Genomic DNA, 25,911 nt, shown 5'->3' on the forward strand with positions numbered 1-25,911 from the left:
CGCGGCGCTCTCCCCGGCGCTCCGCGCCGGGGAACGGGGAGGGTCGCTGCGCTCCCCTCCAGGGAGCCGCTCCGCGGCTCGCGGGGCGTCACCTCAGGCTGCCGTCGAACGCGTCGCTGCGCTCCGCTAGAAATCGAAATCACAGTTTCACCAACATATTTCATTGTCACCCCCTCGACTCCCCCACACCCGAACGAGAGACGGGGACGCGCTGCGCGCGCCGCAGTCCGACCTGCCCCGTCGCTCTCAACCCGTCCCGATGTCATGCCTCCATCATACCCCACCACCCCGGGACGCCCCTGGATATCCCGAACACGACACGAACCAATCGGAACCGAAATACGCACTTCCACAACAGAAAACATCGAATCGATACATGATGCCTGCGCAAAGTACGTCGGTTCCACTACACAACAACCACTTTCACCACATACGTTGCAGCACAACACAATTCAAAAACCGAATCGATCGCGCGGCGACCCCACCCAACACCCCCACCACCCGGCGCCGGCCCCACACACCACCGGCGCCGGCCTCGAGCAGGGAACATGATCACGTAGCCGATCGAGGCGGCGACGATGCGTGCGATCCCCTGCATGTCAGGCTGAGTTGAGTCCAGCGGTCTGCGCCGGTGAGGCGACAAGGACCGGAGCGAGGGAGCCCCCGGACATCTTCGCCCGCACAGAAGCTAACTGGTGCGGCACGCGTAGGGCAACGGATGGTCAAGCACGAAGATTCACGCGCCCCGCTCCTGATCGTCCAACCGCTCGGCCACCAGGTCACCGATGTATCGGCTGACTGCCTCAGCGGTATTCATGATCGACACCTGAGCTTCCTTCAGTTGCATCCAGTCCTCCTCTGCGCCCGCCTCGATCAGCGTCTTAACAACCAGCGTGTCCATCAGATCCTTGACCGCGGCGGAGTACTGCTCAGGGCCGCAGTCTCCGCCATTCTCCGGCAAGGGTTCCTCCTCGTCCCGTTTCTCGTCTTCGGACTCGGCCGAGTCGTTGGCCACGGATTGTCGTTGCTCAATCTCGTGGAGGTAGTAGTCGACGCGCCCCTGAATGAACTTGCCGAAGGTCCGGTCATGGGTGCCGTTCCGGGCTCTCAGGCAGATTTCCTTCGCCGTCGGTAGTAGCGAGTGCGGCTCCAGCCAGGGGAGCGATATTCTCTTGGCCTTGATCAGATCGGCGACCGCAATCGCGTACCTCGACAGTCCTATCGCGGTCAGCCCTGCCGCTTCGCTGGCGTACAGAAACTCATCGATCTCAACTGCGGAAATCAGGCTTTTGATTCCGTCCAGGTCAACTGGATCGGAGGCGTACAACTTGTCCAGTTCCCCGGTGTGCTTCTTGAGGCGGAAAATCGCCTCAGCCTTCTTCTTCGCGCGCCGTGCGTCCTCATCGTCTGCGGCGTAGTAGTCCAACAGTTCCGACACGATCTTGTCGGTCCCCTCGGGGAAGCCACGCCGATATCCCGGCGATCGTTCAGGGTCATCGGCCCATGCCCAGTCCAGCGCACACAGGCGGGTGATGATCGCCGTCATGTCGTGGTACCACATTTGCGAGTACACGTCGGGGGGCCATGAGCCATCGTCGCTTCTCCTACCGATGATCACGGCAACGACTTCGGCGAACGCCATAATCTCGCCTTGAGCGTCGTGCTCTGCCAGCGCCTGAGCACGGGTTTGGTGAAACTTGGCCAGAGCGGCTGCCACCGGTCGACCGTTGAGATTCTCGGCCAAGAACTCGTTGTTCTTCCAGTGGATCAGGTCCTTGAGTCGTTCATTCAGCTCGGCGCGGTTGACGCGCGTCTTCACGTCCGACCGGTAGAGCTGGACCAGCGACCACGCTGCCGTGCGCGCGCAGCTTGCCGCCGATCGCTTGACCCCGGTAGTCCGGACCTTCTCTGGGATGTCCATCGCGAGCGCGTGGCCACGCTTCGCGTGCTCCAGGGCCAAATCGATCGCTTCGGAGCGGCCACCTGGCGCATTCGGCCGCGACATTCGGAGCGCGATTTCGCTATGCGCCGCCGCCGCGGTCTCGCTGTCACCGTTCTCTTCCACATCGTCGGCGATCCGCATGATGTGGTCGACCGGTGTGTCGTCATTCCAAAACCCGGCGTACTCATCGCCCGCCTTCCCCGCGGGACTCATCCTGGCGATGCACTCCGTGAGCTTCGAAGGTACTGAAGGTGAACGTTCATCGGCTGCCAGGAAATCTCGTGTTTCGCAAAGCATCCTCAGGACCGTGTCCTCACGTCGAGTGTCCTCAGCGGAGGAAAACAATGTCGACAGCCTAGCCGGGCTGGAAGCGACACGATTCGATCCCTCCAGTCCCCTCACCTTGTTGTACTTTCCGATGAGATCGGACAGGGAGCGCAGGCTGGGTCTGCCCCCGAGGTCCACGTTGCGCTGCACAACCATGAATGCCAACGCCTCGACCTGCGGTTTTACCTCATCACTGGGCATCAGTCGTCCTCCGTACGCTTCGGAGCCAGTGGTTTCTCCACCTGCTGCTCGAATCCTAGGGACAGAGCCTGCACCGAGCTTCCGGTTCACTACGAACGTTCGAAACGACGAGGGTGAACGTTTCACTTAGCCAGCCTTCGAGCGTTCCGGCGGCCACGAGGAGCTCTAGTCCCCTCCCATTCATGTCCGCTAGAAGTCTCTGTAACCGCTGAACCCGGCGGCCTCGACCTCCACCGAAAGGCCAGGCCATGTTCGCACCTATCTCCCGCGACAAGCCGGTGGCGACACGCCTGCCGTCGCACGCCGCCCGCAGTCGCACACGTCTCCGCGGCACGGCGTGCGAAGTCGCCCTCCCGCAATCACCGATGCAGGCACCGCTGTCGGGCGAACAGTTGCGCAGCGCGTTCGAACCCGATGCGCCGCTCCTGCACTTCCGAGGCGGCCTGAACGAGGACTACTGCCGGGACGTGGTCACCACGACCCGGTCGCTGTCCTACGCGCCGTACGAGAAGACCACGAACTCTGCGGAGATCAGCCCGATCGCGAAGTTCGGCCCGACAGTCTTCGACTGGATCGGGAAGGAGTTCTCGCCGTACCTGGACGAGACCGAGGTGTCCTCCCAGAGAATGCGCGAAGTGTTCTCGCATGTGAACGTTCCGCATCCGCTCGATGTGACACTCAAGTTCCTGCGACCGTTGTGGAACGGCGACGTGGCGGTGGCCGACGAAGCTGGCCGCCCGTACTTCGCTGGCGTCCTGCGAAACATCGACGGGGGTGCCCTTCCGCACATTGACCACGCGCGGAAGGAGACACCCGACCTCTCGATCGGTCGAGTCGTCGCCCAAGCGAGTCTCCTGTACTACCTGGAGGCACCCTCGGCCGGAGGCGCCTTGCGCGTCTACGACAAGGAGCCGTCACACGAGGACGACACGCAGCACACGCTCGGGTACGGATACTCCCCGGAGGCGATCGCCGGAGTGTCCTTCACCGGTGTCACCCCGAGCACGGGCAGCCTGGTCCTCTTCCCGACCACCAGGATCCACTCGGTCGACCCGATCGGCGGACAAGGTCGGCGGGTGACGTGGTCGGTCTTCCTCGGACTCGCTCCCGAGGGGAACCTGCTGCTCTGGAGCTGACCGACATCAACCCCGGTGGGGCCGTCTCCGTCGGAGGCGGCCCCACCAAGGAGCCACCATGACCAACATCGAACTGCACCGGCACAACCCCGAACTGATGGACTTCACCACCCGAGTCGCCGAAGTCCATTCCAGCGGCATCATCGAACTCGAGGCCACCGCGTTCTACGCACGGTCCGGCGGACAGCACGGCGACACCGGTCTCATCGGCGATGTTCCCGTTCTCGACACCGTCTACGACTCCCACATGACCCGCGTGCTGCATCACTGCGACCCCGACCAGGCCAAGACAATCAGGTCCGGCGAGCTTGTCGAAGCACACGTATCGGCGGATCGCCGGCGGCGGACCATGCGACTCCACACGCTTCAGCACCTTGCATACATCGCCGCCGTCGAGTCATTCGGGCCTCGCCGTAGTACCGGCGGCGACATCACCGACCAGCGCGCACGGGTCGACGTGGAACGCTTCCCCACCGACGGCCCGATAGTCGAGTCCGAGATCGTCGACGTACTCGAAGGTCTCGTCCGCCGAGACCTCCCTATCCACCGGTACCAGGACCCTTCGGACCCCGACAGGTGGTGGTGGAAGATCGACGGGTTCGACGCCATCCCGTGCGGCGGCACCCACCTCACGCACACCGGCCAGGTCGGGGACTTCGCCCTCCTCGTCAAGAGAAAGGGAGCCGCCCACGCACGAATCACCTGCACCTAGCCCTCCGAGGTGACGTACCGACAGTCCGCGCCTCCGGTTTCGAGTTCAGCAACGGCTCTGTCATGTCGCGAATACGGCCGCTGGCAAACCGTTGAGTCCCGCCAGTCCCGCCAGTCCCGTCGAGGGGCTGGCGGGACTGCGGCTGTCGAACGCACGTGGGCATACCCCGCTCCCTTCTGAGTGCTGGGCAACCGGCCGTCTCCTCTATCCGACCTGTGCCCGCGTGAGGCCGAGACCGCAGATGCATCCCTCTGGTCTGAAGCACCGTGGCCGGTGGTACGGCAGACCGTAGTCTTCCCGCACTCGCTGGAGCAGACGATCACCCGCGTCACTGTTCGTCCCAGGGCTCTCGCGGATTTCGTAGCCGGCGAGCTGATCGAACAGCGCCTGCATGAGGAACATGCTGTACCTCGGCTGGTACTCGCCCTTGGCGTAGATGTCCTTCCGAAATCGGTACGCCTCGAACACCTCGATCTCGATTGTCTCGACCAACCAGTCATTCTCTGGAAAGAAGGAGACCCTTCCGACAAGCTCGCCTCTGAGCCTGACCTCCAGCCATCCCTGCTTGACTTCGCCAGGATCGTCGCAGATGACACCGAGTGCATTCCGGGCCGCCTGATCCCGCTCGGCCCAATCCACGGTCGTCTCGTTGGTCATACGGGTCAGGCTCGCACGGAAGACGCGATCACGACGAGGATCCTTGGATACCCCGCGGACGGTCTGCCCTCCGCCTCGTAGCCTCATCGGATGCCTCTCGATGACCAGCTCGGCCGATGGACCCAACGCGCCGCCCACGTCCGCGGCAGCCTCAACCCGATCCTGGACGCCTGGCCTGATGACAGCCAAAGGGTCGGGCGCACCGCGCTCGACGGGTTCCAAGTGATGCTCGGGGACTACCTACATACCGGCGAGGCGGACATGCCCCCCGAAGCCAGTGCCCTGGCCACAGTGATCACCCCACTCGTCACCGCGCTCCGCGAGTTCCAGGCCATCACAACCGCGCCCGGAACAAACGCTGAGCTGCGGGCGCTCCTGTCCGTCGTCCGCGATGCTGCCCAGACCGCGCACCTCACGCTCGTCACCGACGACCGGCTGACCGTCCAGACCATCGACGACGTCATCGCAGACTTCGCCGAGGAGTACCGGACCTCACTAATCCTCGCCCTCACCGCCAACTACGGTCTCTCCCAGAACGTGAACCGCTGGCTCGAAGCGAAGACGTCCGATCGAGCCACTGGCGACCACCTGGACCTGACGACCATGACGTTCGTCGACGAGGCCAGCAACCGCACCATCCCCATGTCCACACTGACCGCTGCGAGCACCGCCGACCCGGTCGTCATGACCCCCATGAACCTCGCTGCGTCCATGCAGGCCCTGATGACCGGAGGAACACCTCCCCCGATCTTCCGGATGTCCTACCAGCAGTGGGTCACCAACATCTACACAGCCTGGGAAGACACCTACCGGCCCCGCCTCGCCGCCGCGCACGGTTCCGACGAGGCCGGCGAGCCGTGGACGAAGAACGACATCGGGTCCGAATTCTTCAACGAGATCCGCCAGATCCGCCACGACATCTCACACAAACGAGGCGTGTGCGTCGAGAGCGCTGGCAACACACTGATCGGCTGGGGTAAGCCCGGCGACCCAATCGCACCGACCCCGCAGCAGATGCTCGAAATGCTCGACCTGTTTCCCTACGACGAGCTGCGGCGCACACCAACCAGAGCCACCCGCACCACCGACCGACTGCCCTACCAGTTCAACCTCGAGTGGACCGAGAAGGTCAAGGCCCACGTCGAGGCGATCGAACCGGTACGAAAGAAGCGGCCCGCCGTGCTCCAGCAGATCATCAACGACTGGATGAACCACACGCCGGCAGAATGACGACGCGGTCCCCGCACCCAACCGGGTGCAGGGACCGTCGTCAAGCGCGGAGGTGGGAGCCGCCTCGCTGGCGGCGCCGTCAGCTCCGGGGATCCTCATCGTCGGTGCGCCGGCTGACCCTGATCAGACCGACGATGCGGTCGTAGGTGGTCGAGTCGTTCTTCTCCCTGACCGCCCCGACCACGGTCCAGACCACCAAGCCGACCAACCCGAGGACCCCCGCGGTCAAGAACACGAGCAATGCGAGGGCCGCGCCAGGCTGAGCCTCGGTGATGGGGACGAGGACGTCACTGATGTTCATGCTGGGTGCCTTTCGGCTAGTTCCTTATCGGTCACCACTTACGGCGTCCTGGGCGGCTGATTCACAGGATGGTTCTGAAACCTCCCTGCCACTGATCTCTTGACCTGCATAAATGACATGTCCCCGGCGACACCGATCGTCTGCGCGAAGGCATGGCTCTACTCGTCGGTCCGCATACTTGCTCGCGCCTCCGATTCGGACGCTGTAGTCGCCTGCAACTTCTCGCGGGCTGCGCGGCTGAAGGGGCCGGTCAACGCGTAGTAGGTGTGGATCGCGTACCCGGTGGCCGAGAAGTCCGCGACCACACGTTCCCTTCGCGTCACCTCGAGCAGATCCTTCGCCCGCAGTTCGTCGACTCCCCGTTGCGCTGTCTTCGCGGAGATCCCGTACCAGCTCTCGGCCTTCTCGTACGGCAGGTAGGTATCGTCCTTCGAGCTGGTCCCGTGCAGCATGATCAACAAGACCGCGCGAGCGGGCAAGTCAAGCTCCGTGTGCCAGCGATCGGTCCAGTAGGCCGAGGGCAGGATGAAGTAGTTCTCGTGTGGCCGCTGATCCTCCGAGACCAGATCCGGACGCGGTCGGGCGTACTTCTTCTTCGTCGATTCGTCGCGCGGCAGCACGAGCGTTCTCTTCCACACCCGGGACCGCTCGATCAGCTTGTGCTCCTCCAGGTTCTTCCAGATCCGGCTGATCGCCGAATTCGGCAGCAGCTCGGTCTCACTCGAAGACAAGGCCCGCGCCCACACAGCCGCCGGCCACGGCTGATCCGCTTGCTTCACGATCTGGCTGTGGTTCATCAGCAGTGCCAGGTACGCGTTCAACTCCCTGCCCCGTCGAGCAGTGACGAGGTCCGCAAGCACGCCCTTACGGTCCAGAGCGGACACGGTGGAGTGCTGCTGGACGAAGCAATGCCGGATAGGCGTGTAGCGGCGCGCCTCGAGCCTGATCATCTGCTGGAGCAACGACGCCGGAGTCGACTTCGGAGGTGGGGTCGGGCCGGTCACTTGCGGAGGCACAGGCGCCTGGATGTTCATGGACATGACCACACCTTGGCACCGAGAATGCATCTCCGCACACACCCAGTCCAGGGGTCACTTCGCATTTGAGACCTGTTATTACGAGACGCTGAGACACTTTTCCGACACGTTGCAACACAGTGAAGAGACCCCTGAAGCGGTCGGTGCGCGCAGAATTCGAAATCGCAATGCGGCAACTTCTCCTACAGAACGCGGGCATGCGGCCACTTCTGACGACTTTTCGAATTTCCTCGACCGCCCTGCCAGCCGGAGCTGAGAGCTTGGACATCGGGGCGTTGCGACGGAACCGACGACATGGCCGCTACCGGACCCAACTGAGTGTCCGAGCGAGATCGAGCACCCCTACCGGTAGGCCACCGCTCCGCACCGATCGGCTCCACACTTGTCCACGAATGAACCTGGCTGGGATGAGTATTCCGGAAGACTAGGCGGACAACGACTTCTGGAGCCGGCACCTCCGCTGAGGGCGAGCATCGCGAACTGCACGGCGCACCCCATCATGGGCCCTCCCCGATGAACAGCAGTAGCGGAGGCGATCCCGACCCCCAGCGGAAGTCGGCCTCCGCGGCCGACTGACGATAGACCAGACCGCCGTGTCCGACCCGGCTCGACCGGCGGACTCACCGACATGCGATCGATCAGATGTGGTGGCCGCACACCCGGGGCGTGCACCACCCCCGAGCCGCAAGCCACCGCACGATCGCCGCGGGCAGCTCACCGCCGAAGTCGATACCGCTCATCAGCCCCCCCCGCAGCGCGTGCACCCGTGTCGGTGACACGTCCCTCACGCCGCTCGCCACCCGTCTCCGGGTGGTGGTTCCTTGGGACCCGGCTCGGCCCGCGCCGCGCACGCTCGCCTCTACACCGCGCCTTCGCTGGAAGGCTCGACCGGCGGAGGGTTCTGGTCGAGCCTTCCGGCAGTTCGGGCCACCAACAGGGGGAATAGATGGCCCAGCCGCTCCCGGATCTCGGGGGGAGTGATCCGGAAACGTATGTTCGGTGTGTCAGCATGAAGCCGACTCCACTGCACCATCGCCGGTCACGACACAAACGTTTCACGGCCTAACAGTTCTTCCGGCAACCGATTCGCCGTCGAGCCGATGCCGCAGTCTCATCGCGGTGTTCACCTCGTCAGATGACGTGTCCCCGGTTTCCGGCGCGCCGCGCCCGCAGCCGCCGACACCCGGTCTACATCACGTGCGCCACATATCGCCCCTGACCCATCACCGTCTGGTGGAATGCCGGTTCGGACCGTTGCAGCGTCTGGAACGAACTCCTGAGCGCCTGTACGAGCTGCCTGCGGTCCGCCTCTGCATCCGTCCAGTACAACCGGGGCTTCGAGGTGTCGATGACCGTGGTGTCGGCGATGACGGCCTGCTCGTAGCGTTCTTGGAGCTCTCGACCGTCCCGGTAGCCGATGTCCTCGACCAGGCCGAGGTAGGCGAACATCGGGATCGGGGCATTCGGGTCGAGGAATTGGTGGGGCCCCGCATACACCATCAGACCGAAGTCAGCGAAACCCATGATCGCCGCCCTCGTGCCTCGTCGGCCCCCCGGATTGATCTCGTTCCGGCCCCCGAGTCGGGACTTCTTCTCGCGCAGGTACGGGCACGCCATCGCCGAATACAGGACGCACGAGAGATGCAGTGGGCCTGCCAGGTCATGTGACCGCTCGCGCTCGTACATGCGCATGTGGGCGGCGTCGGACTGGGCGAAGGCCCGGTACACCGTGTTTCCCGTGGGCAACTCGTAGCCGCAGACCGCGCACGCACGGTGCACCCCCAATGCGACCTTGCGATCGGTCGCAACCTTGCTCAGAATCGGTTCCCCGTCCTGCCATCCAGCCTCCGCCGGAGCAGGAAATCCACGCCGATCGCGGGGCAAGTCCGCGATCCAAGGTGCAGGTTCTGGAAGTTCCCAGCTCAACGCCTGTTCACTCCTGTCTGGTCGGTGTTGTATCAGTAGCTGCGTCGCGCAGACGATGACATCGCGGAGCAGGGATGAGGTGTGCGAGCTTGGTCTGGGAGGGGCTGGCGGTCGATGACCATTGGCTGTTCGCCCTCGACTCGATACCGGCGTGGCGAAGACAGGCGCCACCGGGCTGACCTTCACCTGGTCGCCCTGCTCATCGGTCCCTTCTGAGATGTCCGGTCATGGTCCCCGATCATCCCAGAGCGCACCGACACCTGCGCGTGCCGTACCCACCCGCGGGGCGATCCGGTCGGGTCTGGGGTCAATGATCGGTGCGTTTTTTCGCTTCTCTGTGGCACAGTTCGGAACCCGGCACGATCACCTGAAAACCTGCCCGCCGGCCTTCACTGCCTGCCACGAGTTCGCGGCGGCGCAGACCGATTCCGACGCCAGCACGTAGGCCCACTGTTCCGGAACGTCGTCGCTGGCATTGACCGTCTTGACCCAGGCCGCGGCGGCATCCCTTTTCGCGATCACCGTGGGCGAAGTCATCTCACTGTCTCGTTTGCCTTCCACGATCCAATGCACGCCTTCGTCGTCGATGACGATGAAGTCTGGTTCGTACTGGCGCTGGACCGCGCCGGCAAGGTAGGTGATGCGCAGGGGGACTGTCTCGTCGATCCGTACCCACGCGCGAACGCTCCCGGGTTGCTCGAACAGCGATGCCAGCGTGAACTCGGTCGAATACGCGTCGAAGCTGTTGATCTCGTACACCGACTTCGTCCAGCCCGAGTACGGGTAACCCTTCTCGAAGTCCTTGGACCCGGTGACCACCTGCCGATCCGCCGGTGGCCGTGTCTCGTACCGGCCGGACGGCTCGGGCCACTTGACCGGCTTCACCTCCCGCACCTCACGGGCCGGCGACGAAGTCTGCTTCGCCGCGATCCACTCGGTCAGGCGGGCCGTGGCGAGCCGCCCGTGCTCGGGACGCCACGGAGTTTTCTCGTCCACCTCCGCGCCCTTCAGGAAGACCTGCGCGATCTTGACTGCGGCGTTGATCTCTGTCGTCGTGGCTTCCACTGCGTTGGTGCGGATCAGCCGTGCGACCAGGTCACTCTCGATCGTGTCGAAGGGCAAGGTGGTCTGCGTCGCGACGATCTGCTCGACCTCGTCACGAATGACCACGTGCGCTGTGCCGTCGGCTCCCCGTTCGGCGTCGATGGCCTTGCGGGTCAGGGTAGGAGCGTTGTCCTCGGCGAATGTTCGTCCCAGCGCCTCGACACTGGCCAGGTTGATCTGGCTCAGAGAGAACGGGTCACGCTCCCACCGGGTTACGACCGACGGCAGGAAAAGTGGGATCTTCACCCCGCCTGGAGAACGCGGCTCGAGCTTCCGGGTCAGCACCGAACTCGACGCTTGGCCGGTGGCTACCCGCGCATCGATCGTCGACACGGACAGCCCCAGGTGGCTCTGCTCGGTTGCATCGACCTCGAGTTCGTCCTCGTCGAACAGCCCGATTTGATCCGGGTCGGATGCCGCCGAGCCGGGCAACAGAATGTCGACGGCCCCGGACTCGGGCGGTGTGAAGTCCGACGGCAACGAGCCTTGCTCGCCGAGGGGGACACCTGGATCGTGCTGCCCCGGTGACGGGTTCGCTACGACGGTGGCGTCGCCGGTCCGATCACCCAGGGTTTCTTCGATGAGTGCCTTCGCTTGCTTGAGCAGAGTGGCGAAAGACCTGTGGGAGAGTACTTCCACCGTATCGAGCATCGGGTTGCCGGTGCGCTGTCCGAAGGGCAGCCGAAGGCCGCGGCCGAGGATCTGCTCGGTGAGCAGATTCGATTCCATCGACCGCACGGAGGCGATGACGTAGATGTTTTTCACGTCCCATCCCTCTTTTAGCATCGATACCGACACGACTGCGCGGATCTTGGACTCCGGGTCCTCCAGGCGGTCGAGCTGGTCGAGGGTGGCATCAGGCTGATCTGAGGTGACCAGCAGGACCTGGTCCGGATCGCCAAGCATGTCGGAGCCGATCAACAGGTCCCGGTACTCGGTGGCTTCCTGGATGGTGGTTGCGACGAGGAACATCACCGGCTCGACGTATTTGCGTCCACGGACTTGCCGACAGTACGCACGCATCGCGTCGCGCTTCGCGTCGAGCAGCGTGAGCCCGTCTGCAAGCTGGGTGCGGATGTCGTGGATTCCGTCCTGGCGGGACACCAGTACGGGGATCTTGAGATATCCGTCCGCGATCGCTTCGGACAGCGGGTACCGGTAGACGCGCAGGGGAAGGGACTTCTCGTGTGGCGTGGCGGTCAGGCCGACGGTGGCGAGTGGTCTCAGGCCGGTGATGGCGGCCTCGAACTTCTTCGCCGAGCCTGAGTAGTACACGTGGTGCTCGTCAGCAATGACGACCAGGTCGTCGGCGTTCTCGAGATACGACCGGACCGCGGTGCCGAGTGTTTCGTGGGGCTTGTCGGCACGTCGGCGATCTTCTTTGTTCGGGCGTAGCAGCGACTGCACGGTGAACACGAACACCTTGAAGATGTCCGGGTCCTCAAGTGCCGCGCCGACTTCCCCCCGTTCGACAGTGTCGAGAGTGATGATCATCGGTCGGCATTGCAGACCACGAAGGTATTTCGGATGGCCCGGGGTGAGGTTGTCAATGGTCTTGCGTTGAATCGTCGAACCCGGTGTGACGATCACGACATTTCTAATTCCCGACTCGTAAAGGTAGTCGAGCAGTCCGCCGGCGATGTACGTCTTGCCGACGCCGGTGGCGAGATCCGCGATCATCTCCGTGCCCGGATCGGCCGTGTCCAGTGCGCGTGCAAGAGCATCGAGGGCGGCTTGGTTCGGCTCACGTAGATCGAGGTTGTAGGCGACCTGCTCGACGAGTCCGGGATCGTAAGGGATGCTCACAATGGTGATCCTTCCGCGCCGGTGCGTCGGCGCATTCGGCGGGCACCTGAGGTCAGGAGGTCTCGGGGAGCCTTGCGTATCCGGGAGCCTTTCGAGACTTCGGCGAGCGCGGTCTCGGCACCGGGAAGGATGGACTTCGCCACGATCGTGACACGCTGCTTGTCGTCGAGGGCGCCGACGATCTGACGGACTTCCTCTTCACCGACAGCACCGTCGAGAACCGCGAGCCGCATCCGGCCGCGCACCCCGCAAAATGGTGCATCATCTGCCTGCCACTCGAAGCCCAATTGGCCAGCCACCGCGCGGGCAAACCTGCCGTTCGTGGCCCACTCCGACAGGACGACTCCGAAAGGCGTGTCCTCATACATCGAAGGCCCCACCTTCACCGTTCGGAACCCGCCTCCACCGCTCCATTCCGCAGACTTACTGACCGTTTCAGAATGAGTTCGGCGTGGTAGATGGCGTTCCGGGACGGTTTCGGGCACCGTGTCGAGAGTGTCTGTTGATCTTGTTCCTGACGATCTGTGGGAGCGTGTAGCTCCGCTGCTTCCGCCCAGATCTGCCCGCCGGTTCCGGTTTCCGGGGCGCAAGCCGGTCGACGACCGGGTCGCCCTGGCCGGCATCATGTTCGTTCTGCGCACCAACGTGGCCTGGCGTGATGTGCCGGCAGAGACGATCGGGTGCAGCGGAGTGACCTGCTGGCGCAGGTTGCGGGAGTGGACCGAGGCCGGGGTGTGGCCGCGGCTGCACGAGATGCTGCTCGCGGAGCTGCGAGCCGCCGGGTTGCTCGAGATGGACGACGTCGCCGTCGACGGCTCGCACGTGCGGGCCCTCAAAGGGGGGATCACACGGGACCCTCACCGGTCGATCGCGGCCGCACCGGCAGCAAGCACCATGTGATCGTCGACCGGCACGGAACCCCTCTTGCGGTGTCGCTGACCGGCGGAAACCGCCACGACGTCACTCAACTGATGCCGCTCGTCGAGGCGATCCCCCGTATTCGAGGCCGGCGGGGCCGGCCGCGGAATCGGCCCCGCCGGTTGTTCGCCGACCGAGGCTACGACTACGACAAGTACCGAAACCTGCTTCGCGAAAAGGGGATCACCCCGATGATTGCCCGCCGAGGCGCCGCGCATGGCTCCGGGCTCGGCAAGGTCCGCTGGGTCGTCGAGCGGACCTTCGCTTGGTTGCACCAGTTCAAGCGTCTGCGAACACGTTCCGAGGTACGAGCGGACTTGCATCAGGGGCTGCTCGAACTCGCGTGCAGCATCATCTGTTTGAGGCGACTGCGGAGATCATTCTGAAACCGTCAGTTAGAGATCCCACCGGTGTCCTCACCGGATACGACCGCTTTGAGACGGGGCAGGATGAACGAATCCGCCGTTGCAGGAAGAATTTCGCTTGTAATCCACCGGCGATTCAACTTGTGTGCAGCGGCGGCTGTGGTTCCTGATCCGGCGAAGCAGTCGAGAACCAAATCTCCTGGTTCCGTGGACATGAGGAGAATTCTTTCGATCAGTGCCTCTGGCTTCTGCGTGGAGAACCCGGTTCGCTCGGCGGCCTGACTGTTGATGACCGTGATGTCCGTCCACAGGTCGCCGACTGCTCTTCCCTTCGCCTTGTGCAGGTACTTCTTGAACCGAGGAAATCCGCCGGCGTCGGGCCAGTGGATGTATCCATGCTTATCGAGTACATCCAATTTCTCCCGCATGGTCAGAGTTTCGATCTCGACCTCGGTCAGCCCGATTTCTTCGAGTGGAGACCGAGGGACAGCCCAACATCGACGTCGCTCGCTCGGGTCGTGGCCACGCCACGGCTTCCCGGAGTCGAGGTGGGGACGGAAACTTGAGGCCGTGAGGTCACCGGCGTCGTAAACACCACGCGAGTCACTGTTGGTGAAGCGTTTTGCCACATACTCGTCAGCGAGAGGCAAGTACACAGACTTGAGAGAAGCCTGCTCTGACGCTCCGTAGACATGGATGGTCTCGTGCATGGTTCCGAGAGTCTTCCGGGCGAGACTCTTGGCCGACGTACGTTGCCAGACAACGCTTGCGAGATGCTGTCCTGCGCCGAATATCTCATCTAGGAGGCACCGCATACGGTGAGACTCGAAGTTGTCCAGGTGCAGCCACATCACACCGTTCGGCGCGAGGAGATCGCGGAGAAGAAGTAGTCGCTCGCGCATGAAGGACAGCCAGGTGGAGTGCTCCATCCAGTCGTCGTAGTCATCAAACGTTTGACCTGTGTTGAACGGAGGATCAATGTAAATCAGTTTGATCTTGCCACGGTACTGCTGGCGGAACTCAGGGACCTCGCACAAGATGCGGAGCACGTCGAGGCTGTCTCCTATGAACAACAGGTTGTCGGCGTGCGGATGCTCGTCGTCGGTCTCTCCCACCGTGCCGACGAAATCTGCAACGCGGACTTCCGATGCTGCCGGGTGATCCCGATCCACCCAGACAGGTTTTCCGTTGTCATCCTTCGGAATGAGCAGGAACTGATCCTTGCCCGGCCATACGAGTTCGAGACGTGCTCTGGACACGACGGCGGCCCTTCTGTTTCGTTCGTGAGTAGGCAACGGCTCACACTGGAGTGCGTGTGAGGCGCGCGCACCCCAGTCCGCTACACGGTGTGACGGTCCCGATGGCTACTTCGGGGAGTTGAAGTCGTTCTTCGGCAGGCCGTAGGTCTCGCTCGCGTAGTCAGTGTCCGACCACCATGCGTAATTCCACTCGCGTGTTACCTCAAGGCGGTCAGCCCAAGGGAATGCCTCCGCCGCCATCGTTCGAACAGACGTCTCGATCTTGTCAACGGCTCGCTCCAGGTGCCGGTCCTGGATGTTCTTGCTGATTCCCTCGGCCACGCAAAACTCGAAGGTCAACTTCAGACGACGAGGCGCTGTTCCCAACACAACCACCACTTTCAGTTAGATTGACTACTCTGGTAGAGAGAGTAACAGTCTCGTGGAGAGTTTCGATCTTCTAGGAATTTCGTTACTCAGCGACAAACCCCGGCGCTCGGTGTATGAGGGGCGGCGCTGCTGCGGTTGACGGCTGGGTAAGCCCGTCCCGGGATGGCGAGGGGCGGTATGGCCCCTCGCTATAGCCACTGATAGCCCATAGGGGTGGCGTGGATCGGATCGGCCCCTCCCGAGGAACACCGCGGCAGCCACTGGGCGAGCCGATGATTCAGTCGTCCTCCCAGACCAAGTGGTGCAGACGCATCGCTTCGATCAGATCGGGATCGTGCTCCTCGACCGGGCCGTAATCCAGCACCGTGACGTTCTTGCTGACCGGTCCGTCACCGGGACGCTCGTACAGCGCCCAGAGCACCAGCCCGTCACCGTGCCGGGACTCGAACGCGATGCCGGCCACCGGCTCACCGCCGGGATCGGAAAGAGTGTTGACCCACTGCGAGATCGCCTGGGTCAGGGCACGCGGGCGGCCGTCGCGGATCGCCGCGGTGTCGAGATCGAGCAGACCGAGCCGGATCGCATGCGGCCGGAACAGGGTTCGCAAGGTGGCCACCGACTCGGGGTCGCCGGGCACGACGAACCGTCCGGTGATCGTGCCGCTGCCGGTCACCCGGGACGACATCCACGACCGCGGGACACGACCCGGCGCGATGGTGGGGAACTCACCACCGTCGTCGTCGACGATCTCATCGAGCGCAGCGCTGAGCTCGTCGCTCTTACGGGCGTAGGCGAGGACCTCGAGATAGCAGGACAGGCGGGTCGCCCCGACGTACAGGGTTCGCCACACCCCCGCCGGATCGTCCCAGCGGCCGGTGAAGCGCCCGTCGGTGGCGAACTCCCACGGTGTCCGCTCCCACGAGGTCGGCGGGTAGCCCACCCGGTAGGCGGCCGCGCCGGCGACGTGGACGCAGCGGACATCACCGCGCGGAGTGGAGATCAGCGTGCGGTCCGGTGCGCTCATCCGACCGCCGCGAACTGCCGGGCCGCGGCGAGGACCTTCGGGCCGACATCGGACAGCTCGCCTTCGCGCAGCAGCAGCGCCGGCGGGCGGTCGTCGAGGATCGGGTTCAAGCCCTGGAACCAGGTCTGCGCCACCGCGGGGGTGTCGCGTTCGGCGATCAGCCGGGCGGCGCGGTAGGCGATGCGCAGGCGTTCGACGTCGGTGTCGTTGTTGATGGTGCGGGTGCCCTCGGCCCACTGGCGCACCGCGCGGGTTTCCTTGACCTTGCCCAGGTAGGCGACGAGTTTGGCGCCGAGTAGGTCGCGCAGTGCGGTGACCAGCTGTGATTGGGTCATGCGGGCGGCGTCGTTGTAGGCGGCGAGGTCGGGGCGTGGGTGTGCGGTCGTCATAGCAATCCACCTCCTGATCACATGGTAAATCACAGTCTTGATGCCGTCGAGGTTCCCACCTTGAGCGACTGCGCGGGGACGGCGTCGGGGTGGACGACTCCGAACAGGTCCGGCGTTCGGGCTCCGGGGCACAGTCCGACTGGAGGCAGCCGGCGATCCTTCCCCTCCGCATTGCCCGGCCTCACCGGTGCCGCTACGCTGTGCGGCGGTTGCTTGTGAACCGTTTCCCAGTGGCGACACTCACCGTGACGCTGGGACAGAGACAAGTGATGTTCCCGAGTGTTCGGCTGGTGCCCACGTCTACAGAAACGCGTTGAGGTGAGCAACGCAGAGACTGGTCTGACACATGCCCACCGTCAATTTTCAGACGTGCACCGGAGAATCGCGCTCCTACATCGCCTTTCGCATGCAACATCGCCCCTGCCCGGCGCTTCTCCACTCGACCGATCCCGCCCAGCAGGAACTCGAAGCCACCGTGTTCCGCGCCTTGGGAGAGATCCGAAGCCCGTCCGCACATCCTTTCCACGTCAAACGCATCCGGTTGAGCAAGGCCCACGTGCCGATCGTGTTCCTGGACGGGGCGACCGGAAAGGTCGACGTCAGCGCCACATTCCTCGAGGTCTGTCTCCCGGGCGCAGACGGCGGGAGTCCGGCGGCCGGATTCGGAGTGCGCATTCTGCACATCCACGGTCGTGACCTTGTGCTGGGACTCGTCGAAACGGATGCTCGCGTGATCATTCGAGGTTCCGCCGACACCGACTGGAATGCGCTGCGGAGCGCACATTCTCGCCAGGTGCAGGGCAACGGCACACCGCTGTGGCACGAAAAGCGGTGGACCCCCGCAGAGCTCGCACTCAGGGACCATCCCTCATCGGTGTCACCGGAACCCCGCGTGCGGATGGAGTCGATGCTCCTGCGGCGGATCGCGATCTTCACCTCGTTCGGCTCCGCCCACCGCACTTATGCGTATGCCGGCGGCCCGGACACCACCAAGATGTGGCTCGAATACGATCCCGCGGTACCGAAACGGCACGATGAACTCGTATCGGCGCTGACCGACCCGACCTGGGGCCTGGCTATGCGGGTCGAATCCGATGACTGCGCCTGCGCCACGGACGGTATGTGCGTGACCGTGCTGACCACCACGGGCGGTATGTGCGTGACCGTGCTGACCACCGCGGCCGGCGATGCCACACTCAGGCTGCAATCCGTCTCCGATAGACCCGTCTGGGGGGCGCGAGCACTTCGAGGAAATCGACGCGCCGCGAAAATGGCTCAACCGCGCGGTGCCCGGGGGCCTCACCCCACGCCCGCCGACGGACTGAACGCCGACGACGCTGGCGGTGGTGGGGACGGTAGCGGGTTGAATATTCGAGTGTCGGTCCGTGCGAGCTTCGCCGAGTGCGGCGCGGGCAACGACTCTGAACATGAAAAGTGCCATCGCGATCAGCGCCTACGGATTCCACGCCGTGCCTCGATAGATGTGGGCGTGACACTCGTGATCGGTCGAATACGCACTGAACTGCCCCGACGGCATAGACCCATCCGAAGCGGTCGAAGCGGTGTCGTTGCTCAGTTGCATCCGCGAGCGCGCAGCCATTCCCGCGCGGCCACCTCAGCGCCGTCCCCGGAGGTGCGGTGATCGGCAGCAATGGGTTCCTCAGCGAGATTCACGCCGTCGCGGTCGACATACGTACTCTCGGTGAGAACCAAGCGTGCTCCGTCGTAGAGCGGGCGCACCGAATTCGCTGACGTGTATCCCGCGCTCTCTGCCCCGAACGAGCGGACGTTGTCGAGGCCGCGGAATGCCGTGAGCACCGCCTCATCACTCGAGACCGTGTCACCGTCCTGTAGCACCGCCACCGGCTGGCCCGTGATTTTGGGGACGTTGCCGACCGAGATTGTGGTACCGCCCATCCCGGCACCGTCGTCGAAGATGGTCACGGGCATGTCCTCGCCCCTACGGGTGCGAAACGTCATCGCGGTCCCGTTCGGGAGCAGCGGGGTCCGGCCGGACAACATCGGGTACATCGTGCCGCCGGTGTTGCCGCGCAGATCGACGATCCACCCGCAGGTCCGATCCGCCGCGCCGAGAATGCCGACAGCTGCGGCGTCGGCGTAGCGCTGCTGCAACTCGTCCGACACCGCGCCCAAGGCAGGAATCGTCACGGTGGTGATGCTGTCCACCGTGGTGACCGTCGGTTCGGAAAACTCGGCGGTGGCAGTCGAGGACGACCGGGCCGCTTTCGCCGGATCGAGGAAGAACGAGTGCTTGCCACCGGCTACTTTCACCGCCGCCGCCAGCGGGCCATGCAACTCCTGGATGCTCGCAGCGCCGTCGGCGGCAGCCTGCACACGAGCGCGCTGCGCTTCCCACTCCGGACCGCTTGCGTAGTACCCGTTCTCCATCAGATCCAGAGCGATCTCGGCGTAGCGCTGCGGCGACGGCGCCCCCAGATACACACCGACACGCGGACCGAACTCATGCACCGCCCACGCACCCGAGACCCCGACCAGCCCCACCACGGCGCTGAGCACCGACAGCACTACCGGCTACCGACGCCGCGGCCTGCGTGCAGACGAGTCTGTGCCGGTGGAAGGAGAATCCGAAGGAGCAGAAGCCGTCATAGACGCCCACACTACGAAGACCGACGTACAGCGACTTCACACCCCCTGACATCCATGCGATTGGGACGGTCACCGTCTTCGCGCAGGCGGTGCACTCGAAGGCCCGGACGTATCGAGGTGAACTGCACAGATGACATGTCCCCATGCTGGATGGTGAGCGCGCCGGCGGAAAGGGAACGAATACGACTGCGGTGGCGGTGTCGACGCCCGGACTCGGCCGCGCGGCGCACCGGCCGCACCCGAGATGTATCGCGCACGACCCTGTCGGTGTCTGCGCCGGCAGACACAGCGATAGTGTTCAAACCATCCCATCGACACGCACTAGGTAGGTAGTTGTGAGTATGGTCGTCGAGCTCATCGCAGAAGAGGTGCATCGGATCTGTCCGCCCGGTCGAGCGTTCATCGCTGTCGATGGCGTCGACGGAAGCGGTAAGAGCACCTTTTCGGCGAAACTCGTGCAGCAGTTACATCCACGGCTCGTTGTCGTGTTGCACGCCGATGATTTCCTCAATCCGGCCCCTGTCCGGCACGCCAAAGGCAAACACTCTCCACAAGGCTTCTGGACGAACCTGTACAACTATCCCGCGATGATGTCGTACGCCCTCGACCCGTTGCGACCTGGTGGTGACGGCCGGTACCGCCCGGCCTCGTACGACTCGGAAACCGATACCGTCATCTGCCCGCCACTCCTCCGCGCCCCTGACGACGCGTTGGTACTGGTCGAGGGATTGTTTCTTCACCGTGAGGAACTGGTGGACCTGTGGGACCTGTCGATCTTTCTCGACGTGCCGTTCGAGGAGACGGCGCGTCGGATGGCGGCACGGGACGGAACCCACCCGGACCCTCGACACGACTCCATGCGCCGCTATATCGGGGGCCAACGCATCTACTTCGAGCAGGCACGCCCGTGGGAACAGGCCACGATCATCGTCGACAACACGAATTTCGACGACCCAAGGATCATCGGCGCGGACCAAGTGAGCGCTGCTGCATAGGCAATCCGGCGGTCGCGCATCACCTGCCGATACCCCGGGCGGCGAACCGGCCACACCGACTGCACCCGAGATATGGCGCGCAGGCTCCTGTCAGCGTGTTTGCACGGGCAGACGCAGTACGCGGCGGAACGATCCGGCGTCGGTCGAGGCGGGATCTCGTTGTCATAGCCAGCCGGCAAGATCGAGAACCGATGCGCGGGGAAGCAGCCGAAGCGGAAACCAGCGAGGGATCGCACCGACACGCACTCGGCAGCGCCGTCGCGCGCCGTCGGCTGCGCGGCGAGAACAGTGGCGACGACGTCGTGACGCTCGTCCTCGCCGAGCACCAGCAGCGCCGGTACACCCGCCGCTGATCCCCTATCTGCCAGGAGGCCCCTGTGATCGTGACCGTCGTGCTGATGCTCGGAGCGCTGGTGCTGCTGGCCGGATTCGTGTGGACCCGCACCGCCACCGAACCCGCACCGAAGATCGCCGCGCTCGCCGTCCAAGCCTGCGGCGCATTAATGCTCGGCGCGGCCGCGCTCGCCTCCGCCTCGTCCTGGACCGCGAAACTACCGATCCTGCTCAGCTCGACGATCCTGCTGACTGCCTGCACCTACGCCTACCGGCGTGCCCGCCAGCACAGCCAGAACACCGACTGACCCACTGCGCGACCCCGAACACCTGCCGTGAACTGCGCAGATGACACGTCCCCGCGCGCCGTGGGTACGGGGACATCCCGGCTGGGTACCGGCGGGTCGGTCCTGCGGGGACCGGCCGCGACCGGTGCCTCCGTGATGGGCGCATACGGGGCTACAGCCAGCCGGGGCCGTGCTCATCCCACGGGTTCGGGCTCTCCGGTCCCCAGGCGAGGTCGATGGACCCGCCGCCCCGCGTCGTGTTCTGACCGGTCAGCAGCGGAATGCCGGCCACCACGGCGTCGAGGGCGAGGTCCGGCAGCGGCATCGCCTTCAGTACCTCGGTGCGCAGCCGGTCTTCGATGACACTTCGCGGCACGGTTCAGTTCTCCTTCATGGGGCGGGGTTGCTCGGTCGCGGACGGTGTCGGTGCGGTGGTGTGGATTCGGATCGGCTGCGGGGGATGCCGCAGCCGGGTGCCGTCCGGATCGGACATGCCCTGCACCCAGCCTTCCTGCCAGAAGCGCAGGTAGACATGCGGATCGCTCACCCACCGCGGGATCGCCGGATCTTTCGGCTCGCGTGTCGGGTTGCGCGCGAACCGCGCCCCCGCGCGTCGGCCGTCCCGATAGCCGCGGTCCTCGTCGTCGAGCATCAACCACTCCCCTCCCCTGTCGTGGTGCGGCCGTTTCGTCTGGGGCCGCACGCGCGAGCTGTGCGCGCCCGGCGACCGTAGACACCAGCACCGACACAGGCGGGTGTGAAAGCAGCGACAATGGCTCAGTCGAGCTCGTAGCCCGCCTCACGGGCGATGATGACCGCGACCTCATCGAAGGTGATTACCCCGCGGATCAGATCGACGAGCAGGTCCTTGTCCCGATCGCTCATCTGCCGGCCTTCGATAGCCATGATCGGTTCCATCTGCGCGACAGCCGCGCGGGCGGCGGCCTCGGTCTTGCGGGGTGCTGTCATGGCCACCAGCACAGCACATCCCACCGACCACCCACCACGACCGCACGACACGCGGCCGTGGTCATACCCGCCGGATGCGGCGAGACGCCGGCGGGAGGCGCACGTGCGAAGTGCTGTGGCACGTGCCCGCCCATCCTTCGACGTTCCCGATCGCCGAGCACGCGGACGGGAGGTACGTGCGCACCCCTCGGGCACGACACTTCGCCGCAGGAAAGAGCCGGCCTACTTGCCGGTCTTGAGCATCAGAACCTGGCCCTCGACGCCGAGATCGATGGTCAACTCGGTCCAGCCGCTGTCGAAGCAGCCGCCTCCGGTGGCAGCCTGGGCCAATCCGGCACCGGTCAGGCCGACGGTGCCCACCGTGGCCGCCGTGACCAGAGCCCGCGCGATGATCGAACGTCGCATTGTTGGTTTGCTCCTGTTGTCGACACGCACCCGGCCGGATCGTCCGGCCGTGGTGGACCCGGTGTCCTTGCCGCACCGGCGCTACGGCGTGAGAGGCGCCGAGCAGCAGCACAGTTCCCGGCACTGGCGGATCGTTCGGCACCGGCTAGCGTGGCCGCGTGGACGCAGCGAAGCAGGCCCTCGGGGACGCAGCCGATGCGATGACCGACGACGAACTCGAACAGGCCATCGCGGCGTTGCACGCCCGCGAACGCGAAGTCCTCATCGCCGGGGACAGCGCCGCGGCGTTCGATCTGATGGGCACCAAGTTCGTCCTGCTCTCGGCACTGGACAACCGCCGCCGCTGACCTTCGGAAGAACAGGACCCACCCGCCATGCCCCGGCCCCGGCGCCGGCCGGACCGTCCCGCACGAGGTAGACGTACACCGCCGCCGACGCCCACACCGGGCGGATCTATCCGGCCCGAGGGGTCGACCACATAGCCTCGGAGCGAGAGTGGAAGGAGCGTGGAGGTGGCCGTGGTGACCAGGACGATGGTCCGGCGCAAGCTCGTGCACACCGGGCTGCTGCTGAAGATCAAGGCACAGAACCTGCCGATCGACAGCCCCGCCAGCCGGGCGCGGCTGGCCACCACCCGCGAGCAATGGGCACATCCGATGTACGGCCGGTACATCGATCTGTGGGAACAGCTCATCGAGGCCGGCGACCTTGACGAGATCACACGCATCGTCCTGGCCGACGACGAACGCGGCGAGGAAATGCGCCGGCTCTCCCCGTTCACGGTCTATCTGACCGAGGAAGCACGGCTGCTGTCCATTCGGCTGACCTCCGCGCTGATGGGCACCCCGGCTGACACTGCCGGATGACCGTCGAAGTCCCGGCGTTGTGTGGCCTCGCCTGGATCGTCACCCCGATCCTGCTCGCCGACCTGGCCGCGCTGGTGCGCCGGTGTGCACGACCGGTGCCGACCCGTGACTGCATATCGACCGCTCTACCTGCATAAACGGCACGTCCCTACCGAGGTGGAGCTCAGCGGGTGAGCGAAACGATGCGCGATCCACCCTGATACCCGGGCCCGAGACACCCTCGGACGCACAACCGACCCCGCCGGCTACCGACACCGGTACCTGTGCGGACAGAACGCCGACACCGCTGGAGAACACCCCGGCTACCGTGAACGCGTGATCCACACGGCCGCACCACACCCACGCCCCCGCGCACCGGGCGTGAGCCGCCCTTCCCACAGGGCGCGGATGCAGCCGACGACGCTGGGTCCGCATCCCCGAACCAGACCTGCCTCTAGCAGCACCGAAGGAGAAACCGTGCTCGAGTTCTTCCGCCGAAAGCGCCGCCGTGCAACACCGTCGACCGAGTCGTGGATGGGGCGATGCGTCGGCACCGCGACGCCGGCCGAACTCAAGCATGCGCAACGGCTGCTGACCGACGCTCATGTCACCGCACCGTTCGTCGAGCCCGGCGATGACGAGTACGAACTGTGGAGGGCCGGCAAGCTCGTCCCGTTTTATCTCACCGAACTACTCAATGCGGGAGGACACTTCGGTCCCGAGGTCGATACCGCATGTCTGGCCGAAGAGCCGGCGGTCGATCGCTGGGAAGTGGGCGTCGAATATCCGAGTTGGGAGCAGACCGTCGCGCTGGCCCGCTTCCTCGACGTGCGGGTGGGCGATCTGGCCCACCCCGATGCCGAGCCCCGCCACCACGAGGTCCGTCCACGACTCAAGATTTCGGGTCTGGCGATCTTGTCCTTCGAGCCTGCGGCCGTCTCAGCGGTCACAGCAGGTGCCGGCGCCACCGAGCGCGTCACACACGACGATCACCCCGACGCCTGAACCGGGTTCCGGTCCGGACCTGCCTAATTAATACGCGTTGACCTGGCCAGACGGCATGTCCCCGCACTGCGCCGATGACACATCCCCCTGCGATGGGGCCGATGACATAGGTCGACGACGACATCGTCACCGAGCACCCGGGCCTTATGGTGCGGTCGGCTACCGCGGCCGGTGCGCTCGAGCTGTGCGCGCGGTGCGTGCCGGACCCGACGCCGCGCTGAGAAAACCGCCCCTCCACGAATCCCGGCCTCGCGCACCCACCCCCAGGACACAGCGGGCCGCAGGAATCGGCAACAGCGCCGAAGAGCGGACCGATGACCGCGCCCATCCGGACTCACCGAACCGCGGACGGAACGGCCGAACACCGGTCCTAAACAGGGCAGATGGCCTGTCCCCCGCCCTGGGTGCACTCGCCGCCGACGCCGGAAAATGCACATCCTCGGCGCGGCTGTCATCCGGCCATCCGGAGCGTGCTGCCGGATAGGGTGACCGGTTGTGGACACCGTCCTGCACGCACCGCACCCCTGGCCGGCCATCACAGCGGCCCTACGTGGCCGCGGGCCCCGCCGCGTCGCCATTGCCTACCTCGACCACACTGCGCCCGACCTGCTGCCGCTGCGCAGCGGGGACCAGCTGATCGTCAACGGCGCCCGCGCCGCCGTGCGCGCACATGCCACCTCCCCCACCGCCCTCGCCCACTTCCTCGAGGCCGGGGTGCAGGTGCTGTCGACTGCGAACCTGCACACCGGTCTGATCGTCACCGCAGAGAAGGTGATCGTCGGCCCGGCCAGCGCTTCACACGCCTCCACCGTCGCCGACGAAACCGCGCTGATCACCGACGATCCAGGCGCCCTCGCCGCAGCACATGCCTTCCTCGACCGGCTCGAGGACACCGTCGTCGTCGACGGGGTGTTTCTCGACAGCGCCACCGCCATCTGGCAGATCGGCCGCGTCGTCCCCCTGGCCGGGATCGGCAGCCGCGCGCGTCTCGAGCACGACTTCCTGCCCACCCCCGTACGCCGGATGTTCCTGCGACACCTGGACGACTACACACCGACCGCCGACAACAAGACCAGCTCGACATCCCCTGTGCCCGGCAGGGGTGGGCCGGACCCGCGCTACCGCACCGAATGGGTCCGCGAGGACAGCCCCGGTCCCGACCGTCGCACCCGCCTCGAGCCCGGCGACGTCGTGATCCGGATCAGCGCAGACGACACGCGGCTGGACCCGCCGGCCGTCGTCGACACCGGCCCACACCGCATCCCCCACACCCGCCACGCCCTGGCCTACCGGTTACGCGCCCGCGTCGACCTCGACCCCATCGCCATATCCGACGCCACGCGCATCCTCACCGACCGCGGTCACTCGAACCCGCGCCTGCACCGCGACCACCGCATCATCTCTGCGAGCCTGCGCGCCGCGGTGCTGGCTCTGTGGAAGATGTGACCATCTTTGGACCGTTGACCGGCGGCCTACCCGGTACACCCCACTGACATGCGTAAATGGCACGTCCCCTGCGCCTTACACTGCCGGCTGCATCGCCTCGGCGGCGAAGGCTTGTGTCCACCACTGGTCGACGTTGGCGTGCTCTTTCGGTAACGCCAGGGCCGGGGCGACGACGAAGTACCGCTCGACGGTCGGGAGCACCGGGCCACGTTCGTGCTGGTAGACACGCAAGATTCCATCGTCCCCGATGTCCGGGCAAGGAGCCGGTCGCGGGGTCGATCGTGACGCCGCCGCC

General features: G+C 65.1%; 30 protein-coding genes and 1 pseudogene. 14 read left to right on the forward strand and 17 right to left on the reverse strand.

What is annotated here, in order from left to right; genetic code table 11:
- Nucleotides 1-736 precede the first annotated feature (736 nt).
- Entirely contained in the window at nucleotides 737-2,470 is a 1,734-nt protein-coding gene (locus ACWDTS_RS13360; RefSeq protein ID WP_450118318.1) for a hypothetical protein, read from the reverse strand.
- A gap of 248 nt (nucleotides 2,471-2,718) precedes the next feature.
- On the opposite strand from ACWDTS_RS13360, the gene ACWDTS_RS13365 reads away from it, so the two are divergent.
- Nucleotides 2,719-3,606, forward strand: a complete 888-nt coding sequence (locus ACWDTS_RS13365) for a 2OG-Fe(II) oxygenase (RefSeq protein WP_450118319.1) — start codon at nucleotides 2,719-2,721, stop codon at nucleotides 3,604-3,606.
- A 58-nt stretch (nucleotides 3,607-3,664) separates the two neighbouring features.
- Nucleotides 3,665-4,318 carry a hypothetical protein gene (locus ACWDTS_RS13370; protein ID WP_450118320.1) on the forward strand — a complete coding sequence of 218 codons (654 nt, stop codon included), beginning with the start codon at nucleotides 3,665-3,667 and terminating at the stop codon, nucleotides 4,316-4,318.
- A gap of 204 nt (nucleotides 4,319-4,522) precedes the next feature.
- Here the strand turns inward: ACWDTS_RS13370 and ACWDTS_RS13375 are convergent, their stop codons facing one another.
- Nucleotides 4,523-4,975 carry a hypothetical protein gene (locus ACWDTS_RS13375; protein ID WP_450118321.1) on the reverse strand — a complete coding sequence of 151 codons (453 nt, stop codon included), beginning with the start codon at nucleotides 4,973-4,975 and terminating at the stop codon, nucleotides 4,523-4,525.
- A gap of 90 nt (nucleotides 4,976-5,065) precedes the next feature.
- On the opposite strand from ACWDTS_RS13375, the gene ACWDTS_RS13380 reads away from it, so the two are divergent.
- Nucleotides 5,066-6,205 carry a hypothetical protein gene (locus ACWDTS_RS13380; protein WP_450118322.1) on the forward strand — a complete coding sequence of 380 codons (1,140 nt, stop codon included), beginning with the start codon at nucleotides 5,066-5,068 and terminating at the stop codon, nucleotides 6,203-6,205.
- Nucleotides 6,206-6,284: 79 nt separating this feature from the next.
- Here ACWDTS_RS13380 and ACWDTS_RS13385 read toward each other — a convergent pair whose 3' ends face one another.
- From ACWDTS_RS13385 to ACWDTS_RS13405, 5 genes are all read right to left on the reverse strand, one after another.
- Nucleotides 6,285-6,506 (reverse strand): hypothetical protein, encoded by a 222-nt coding sequence (locus ACWDTS_RS13385; RefSeq protein ID WP_450118323.1) that lies wholly within the window; start codon nucleotides 6,504-6,506, stop codon nucleotides 6,285-6,287.
- A 158-nt stretch (nucleotides 6,507-6,664) separates the two neighbouring features.
- A complete protein-coding gene (locus ACWDTS_RS13390) occupies nucleotides 6,665-7,546 on the reverse strand; it encodes a hypothetical protein (protein ID WP_450118324.1) in 882 nt (293 codons plus the stop codon).
- 1,185 nt (nucleotides 7,547-8,731) lie between these two features.
- Nucleotides 8,732-9,328 carry a hypothetical protein gene (locus ACWDTS_RS13395; protein ID WP_450118325.1) on the reverse strand — a complete coding sequence of 199 codons (597 nt, stop codon included), beginning with the start codon at nucleotides 9,326-9,328 and terminating at the stop codon, nucleotides 8,732-8,734.
- 504 nt (nucleotides 9,329-9,832) lie between these two features.
- The gene (locus ACWDTS_RS13400) at nucleotides 9,833-12,379 is read right to left on the reverse strand and encodes a DEAD/DEAH box helicase (protein ID WP_450118326.1); all 2,547 of its coding nucleotides are present in this window, start codon (nucleotides 12,377-12,379) and stop codon (nucleotides 9,833-9,835) included.
- Complete coding sequence (locus tag ACWDTS_RS13405; protein ID WP_450118327.1) at nucleotides 12,376-12,747, reverse strand: hypothetical protein; 372 nt, start codon at nucleotides 12,745-12,747, stop codon at nucleotides 12,376-12,378. The genes ACWDTS_RS13400 and ACWDTS_RS13405 overlap by 4 nt, the downstream gene beginning before the upstream one ends.
- A gap of 127 nt (nucleotides 12,748-12,874) precedes the next feature.
- On the opposite strand from ACWDTS_RS13405, the pseudogene ACWDTS_RS13410 reads away from it, so the two are divergent.
- Together ACWDTS_RS13410 and ACWDTS_RS13415 are read left to right on the forward strand one after the other, a co-directional pair.
- A pseudogene (locus ACWDTS_RS13410) lies at nucleotides 12,875-13,069 on the forward strand (transposase); the annotation flags it as partial.
- Nucleotides 13,070-13,113: 44 nt separating this feature from the next.
- Entirely contained in the window at nucleotides 13,114-13,683 is a 570-nt protein-coding gene (locus tag ACWDTS_RS13415; RefSeq protein WP_072816225.1) for an IS5 family transposase, read from the forward strand.
- Nucleotides 13,684-13,688: 5 nt separating this feature from the next.
- Here the strand turns inward: ACWDTS_RS13415 and ACWDTS_RS13420 are convergent, their stop codons facing one another.
- The 4 genes from ACWDTS_RS13420 to ACWDTS_RS13435 all read right to left on the reverse strand — a co-directional run bounded on the left by ACWDTS_RS13420 (nucleotide 13,689) and on the right by ACWDTS_RS13435 (nucleotide 16,703).
- The gene (locus ACWDTS_RS13420) at nucleotides 13,689-14,921 is read right to left on the reverse strand and encodes a site-specific DNA-methyltransferase (RefSeq protein ID WP_450118328.1); all 1,233 of its coding nucleotides are present in this window, start codon (nucleotides 14,919-14,921) and stop codon (nucleotides 13,689-13,691) included.
- A gap of 105 nt (nucleotides 14,922-15,026) precedes the next feature.
- Nucleotides 15,027-15,299: a hypothetical protein gene (locus ACWDTS_RS13425; protein ID WP_450118329.1), complete on the reverse strand. Its 273-nt coding sequence runs from the start codon at nucleotides 15,297-15,299 to the stop codon at nucleotides 15,027-15,029.
- Nucleotides 15,300-15,567: 268 nt separating this feature from the next.
- Complete coding sequence (locus ACWDTS_RS13430; RefSeq protein WP_450118330.1) at nucleotides 15,568-16,314, reverse strand: RES domain-containing protein; 747 nt, start codon at nucleotides 16,312-16,314, stop codon at nucleotides 15,568-15,570.
- Complete coding sequence (locus ACWDTS_RS13435; RefSeq protein ID WP_060655249.1) at nucleotides 16,311-16,703, reverse strand: hypothetical protein; 393 nt, start codon at nucleotides 16,701-16,703, stop codon at nucleotides 16,311-16,313. Before ACWDTS_RS13435 ends, ACWDTS_RS13430 begins: the two co-directional genes overlap by 4 nt.
- 346 nt (nucleotides 16,704-17,049) lie before the next feature.
- Here ACWDTS_RS13435 and ACWDTS_RS13440 point away from each other — a divergent pair, with 346 nt between their 5' ends.
- Nucleotides 17,050-18,345, forward strand: coding sequence for a hypothetical protein (locus ACWDTS_RS13440; protein WP_450118331.1), 1,296 nt, complete (start codon nucleotides 17,050-17,052; stop codon nucleotides 18,343-18,345).
- Here ACWDTS_RS13440 and ACWDTS_RS13445 read toward each other — a convergent pair.
- A complete protein-coding gene (locus ACWDTS_RS13445) occupies nucleotides 18,276-19,250 on the reverse strand; it encodes a S41 family peptidase (protein WP_450118332.1) in 975 nt (324 codons plus the stop codon). The two genes, ACWDTS_RS13440 and ACWDTS_RS13445, sit on opposite strands and share 70 nt — an antisense overlap.
- A gap of 422 nt (nucleotides 19,251-19,672) precedes the next feature.
- On the opposite strand from ACWDTS_RS13445, the gene ACWDTS_RS13450 reads away from it, so the two are divergent.
- From ACWDTS_RS13450 to ACWDTS_RS13460, 3 genes are all read left to right on the forward strand, one after another.
- Nucleotides 19,673-20,326, forward strand: coding sequence for a nucleoside/nucleotide kinase family protein (locus ACWDTS_RS13450; RefSeq protein ID WP_247848516.1), 654 nt, complete (start codon nucleotides 19,673-19,675; stop codon nucleotides 20,324-20,326).
- Between the two features lie 191 nt (nucleotides 20,327-20,517).
- Entirely contained in the window at nucleotides 20,518-20,679 is a 162-nt protein-coding gene (locus ACWDTS_RS13455; protein WP_247848515.1) for a hypothetical protein, read from the forward strand.
- A gap of 24 nt (nucleotides 20,680-20,703) precedes the next feature.
- The gene (locus ACWDTS_RS13460; protein ID WP_301850471.1) at nucleotides 20,704-20,967 is read left to right on the forward strand and encodes a hypothetical protein; all 264 of its coding nucleotides are present in this window, start codon (nucleotides 20,704-20,706) and stop codon (nucleotides 20,965-20,967) included.
- A gap of 151 nt (nucleotides 20,968-21,118) precedes the next feature.
- On the opposite strand, the gene ACWDTS_RS13465 is transcribed toward ACWDTS_RS13460, so the two are convergent.
- From ACWDTS_RS13465 to ACWDTS_RS13480, 4 genes are all read right to left on the reverse strand, one after another.
- A complete protein-coding gene (locus ACWDTS_RS13465) occupies nucleotides 21,119-21,322 on the reverse strand; it encodes a hypothetical protein (protein ID WP_247848513.1) in 204 nt (67 codons plus the stop codon).
- Between the two features lie 3 nt (nucleotides 21,323-21,325).
- A complete protein-coding gene (locus ACWDTS_RS13470; RefSeq protein ID WP_450118333.1) occupies nucleotides 21,326-21,598 on the reverse strand; it encodes a hypothetical protein in 273 nt (90 codons plus the stop codon).
- A gap of 125 nt (nucleotides 21,599-21,723) precedes the next feature.
- The gene (locus tag ACWDTS_RS13475) at nucleotides 21,724-21,915 is read right to left on the reverse strand and encodes a hypothetical protein (protein ID WP_231414302.1); all 192 of its coding nucleotides are present in this window, start codon (nucleotides 21,913-21,915) and stop codon (nucleotides 21,724-21,726) included.
- 222 nt (nucleotides 21,916-22,137) lie between these two features.
- Complete coding sequence (locus ACWDTS_RS13480; RefSeq protein WP_450118334.1) at nucleotides 22,138-22,320, reverse strand: hypothetical protein; 183 nt, start codon at nucleotides 22,318-22,320, stop codon at nucleotides 22,138-22,140.
- Nucleotides 22,321-22,478: 158 nt separating this feature from the next.
- Between ACWDTS_RS13480 and ACWDTS_RS13485 the strand changes: the two genes are divergently transcribed.
- The 5 genes from ACWDTS_RS13485 to ACWDTS_RS13505 all read left to right on the forward strand — a co-directional run bounded on the left by ACWDTS_RS13485 (nucleotide 22,479) and on the right by ACWDTS_RS13505 (nucleotide 25,616).
- Nucleotides 22,479-22,667 carry a hypothetical protein gene (locus ACWDTS_RS13485; protein ID WP_450118335.1) on the forward strand — a complete coding sequence of 63 codons (189 nt, stop codon included), beginning with the start codon at nucleotides 22,479-22,481 and terminating at the stop codon, nucleotides 22,665-22,667.
- A gap of 165 nt (nucleotides 22,668-22,832) precedes the next feature.
- Complete coding sequence (locus tag ACWDTS_RS13490; protein WP_450118336.1) at nucleotides 22,833-23,186, forward strand: hypothetical protein; 354 nt, start codon at nucleotides 22,833-22,835, stop codon at nucleotides 23,184-23,186.
- Nucleotides 23,183-23,323, forward strand: coding sequence for a hypothetical protein (locus tag ACWDTS_RS13495; protein ID WP_450118337.1), 141 nt, complete (start codon nucleotides 23,183-23,185; stop codon nucleotides 23,321-23,323). The genes ACWDTS_RS13490 and ACWDTS_RS13495 overlap by 4 nt, the downstream gene beginning before the upstream one ends.
- Nucleotides 23,324-23,573: 250 nt before the next feature.
- A complete protein-coding gene (locus tag ACWDTS_RS13500) occupies nucleotides 23,574-24,170 on the forward strand; it encodes a hypothetical protein (protein ID WP_450118338.1) in 597 nt (198 codons plus the stop codon).
- A 495-nt stretch (nucleotides 24,171-24,665) separates the two neighbouring features.
- Complete coding sequence (locus ACWDTS_RS13505; RefSeq protein ID WP_450118339.1) at nucleotides 24,666-25,616, forward strand: phosphatidylserine/phosphatidylglycerophosphate/cardiolipin synthase family protein; 951 nt, start codon at nucleotides 24,666-24,668, stop codon at nucleotides 25,614-25,616.
- A 75-nt stretch (nucleotides 25,617-25,691) separates the two neighbouring features.
- Here the strand turns inward: ACWDTS_RS13505 and ACWDTS_RS13510 are convergent, their stop codons facing one another.
- Nucleotides 25,692-25,847, reverse strand: coding sequence for a hypothetical protein (locus ACWDTS_RS13510; RefSeq protein ID WP_450118340.1), 156 nt, complete (start codon nucleotides 25,845-25,847; stop codon nucleotides 25,692-25,694).
- Nucleotides 25,848-25,911 lie beyond the last annotated feature (64 nt).

The sequence above is a fragment of the Rhodococcus sp. NPDC003383 genome (assembly GCF_053589115.1).

Excerpts from the sequence above, each read along its gene's own strand:
- ACWDTS_RS13390 (WP_450118324.1), bottom strand. The coding sequence starts at position 7,546 with ATGTCCATGAACATCCAGGCGCCTGTGCCTCCGCAAGTGACCGGCCCG.
- ACWDTS_RS13405 (WP_450118327.1), bottom strand. The coding sequence starts at position 12,747 with ATGTATGAGGACACGCCTTTCGGAGTCGTCCTGTCGGAGTGGGCCACG.
- ACWDTS_RS13385 (WP_450118323.1), bottom strand. The coding sequence starts at position 6,506 with ATGAACATCAGTGACGTCCTCGTCCCCATCACCGAGGCTCAGCCTGGC.
- ACWDTS_RS13470 (WP_450118333.1), bottom strand. The coding sequence starts at position 21,598 with ATGCTCGACGACGAGGACCGCGGCTATCGGGACGGCCGACGCGCGGGG.
- ACWDTS_RS13440 (WP_450118331.1), top strand. The coding sequence starts at position 17,050 with ATGCCCACCGTCAATTTTCAGACGTGCACCGGAGAATCGCGCTCCTAC.
- ACWDTS_RS13475 (WP_231414302.1), bottom strand. The coding sequence starts at position 21,915 with ATGACAGCACCCCGCAAGACCGAGGCCGCCGCCCGCGCGGCTGTCGCG.
- ACWDTS_RS13360 (WP_450118318.1), bottom strand. The coding sequence starts at position 2,470 with ATGCCCAGTGATGAGGTAAAACCGCAGGTCGAGGCGTTGGCATTCATG.
- ACWDTS_RS13495 (WP_450118337.1), top strand. The coding sequence starts at position 23,183 with ATGACCGTCGAAGTCCCGGCGTTGTGTGGCCTCGCCTGGATCGTCACC.
- ACWDTS_RS13365 (WP_450118319.1), top strand. The coding sequence starts at position 2,719 with ATGTTCGCACCTATCTCCCGCGACAAGCCGGTGGCGACACGCCTGCCG.
- ACWDTS_RS13435 (WP_060655249.1), bottom strand. The coding sequence starts at position 16,703 with ATGACGACCGCACACCCACGCCCCGACCTCGCCGCCTACAACGACGCC.
- ACWDTS_RS13500 (WP_450118338.1), top strand. The coding sequence starts at position 23,574 with ATGCAGCCGACGACGCTGGGTCCGCATCCCCGAACCAGACCTGCCTCT.
- ACWDTS_RS13430 (WP_450118330.1), bottom strand. The coding sequence starts at position 16,314 with ATGAGCGCACCGGACCGCACGCTGATCTCCACTCCGCGCGGTGATGTC.
- ACWDTS_RS13375 (WP_450118321.1), bottom strand. The coding sequence starts at position 4,975 with ATGACCAACGAGACGACCGTGGATTGGGCCGAGCGGGATCAGGCGGCC.
- ACWDTS_RS13450 (WP_247848516.1), top strand. The coding sequence starts at position 19,673 with ATGGTCGTCGAGCTCATCGCAGAAGAGGTGCATCGGATCTGTCCGCCC.
- ACWDTS_RS13380 (WP_450118322.1), top strand. The coding sequence starts at position 5,066 with ATGCCTCTCGATGACCAGCTCGGCCGATGGACCCAACGCGCCGCCCAC.
- ACWDTS_RS13480 (WP_450118334.1), bottom strand. The coding sequence starts at position 22,320 with ATGCGACGTTCGATCATCGCGCGGGCTCTGGTCACGGCGGCCACGGTG.
- ACWDTS_RS13455 (WP_247848515.1), top strand. The coding sequence starts at position 20,518 with ATGCGCGGGGAAGCAGCCGAAGCGGAAACCAGCGAGGGATCGCACCGA.
- ACWDTS_RS13370 (WP_450118320.1), top strand. The coding sequence starts at position 3,665 with ATGACCAACATCGAACTGCACCGGCACAACCCCGAACTGATGGACTTC.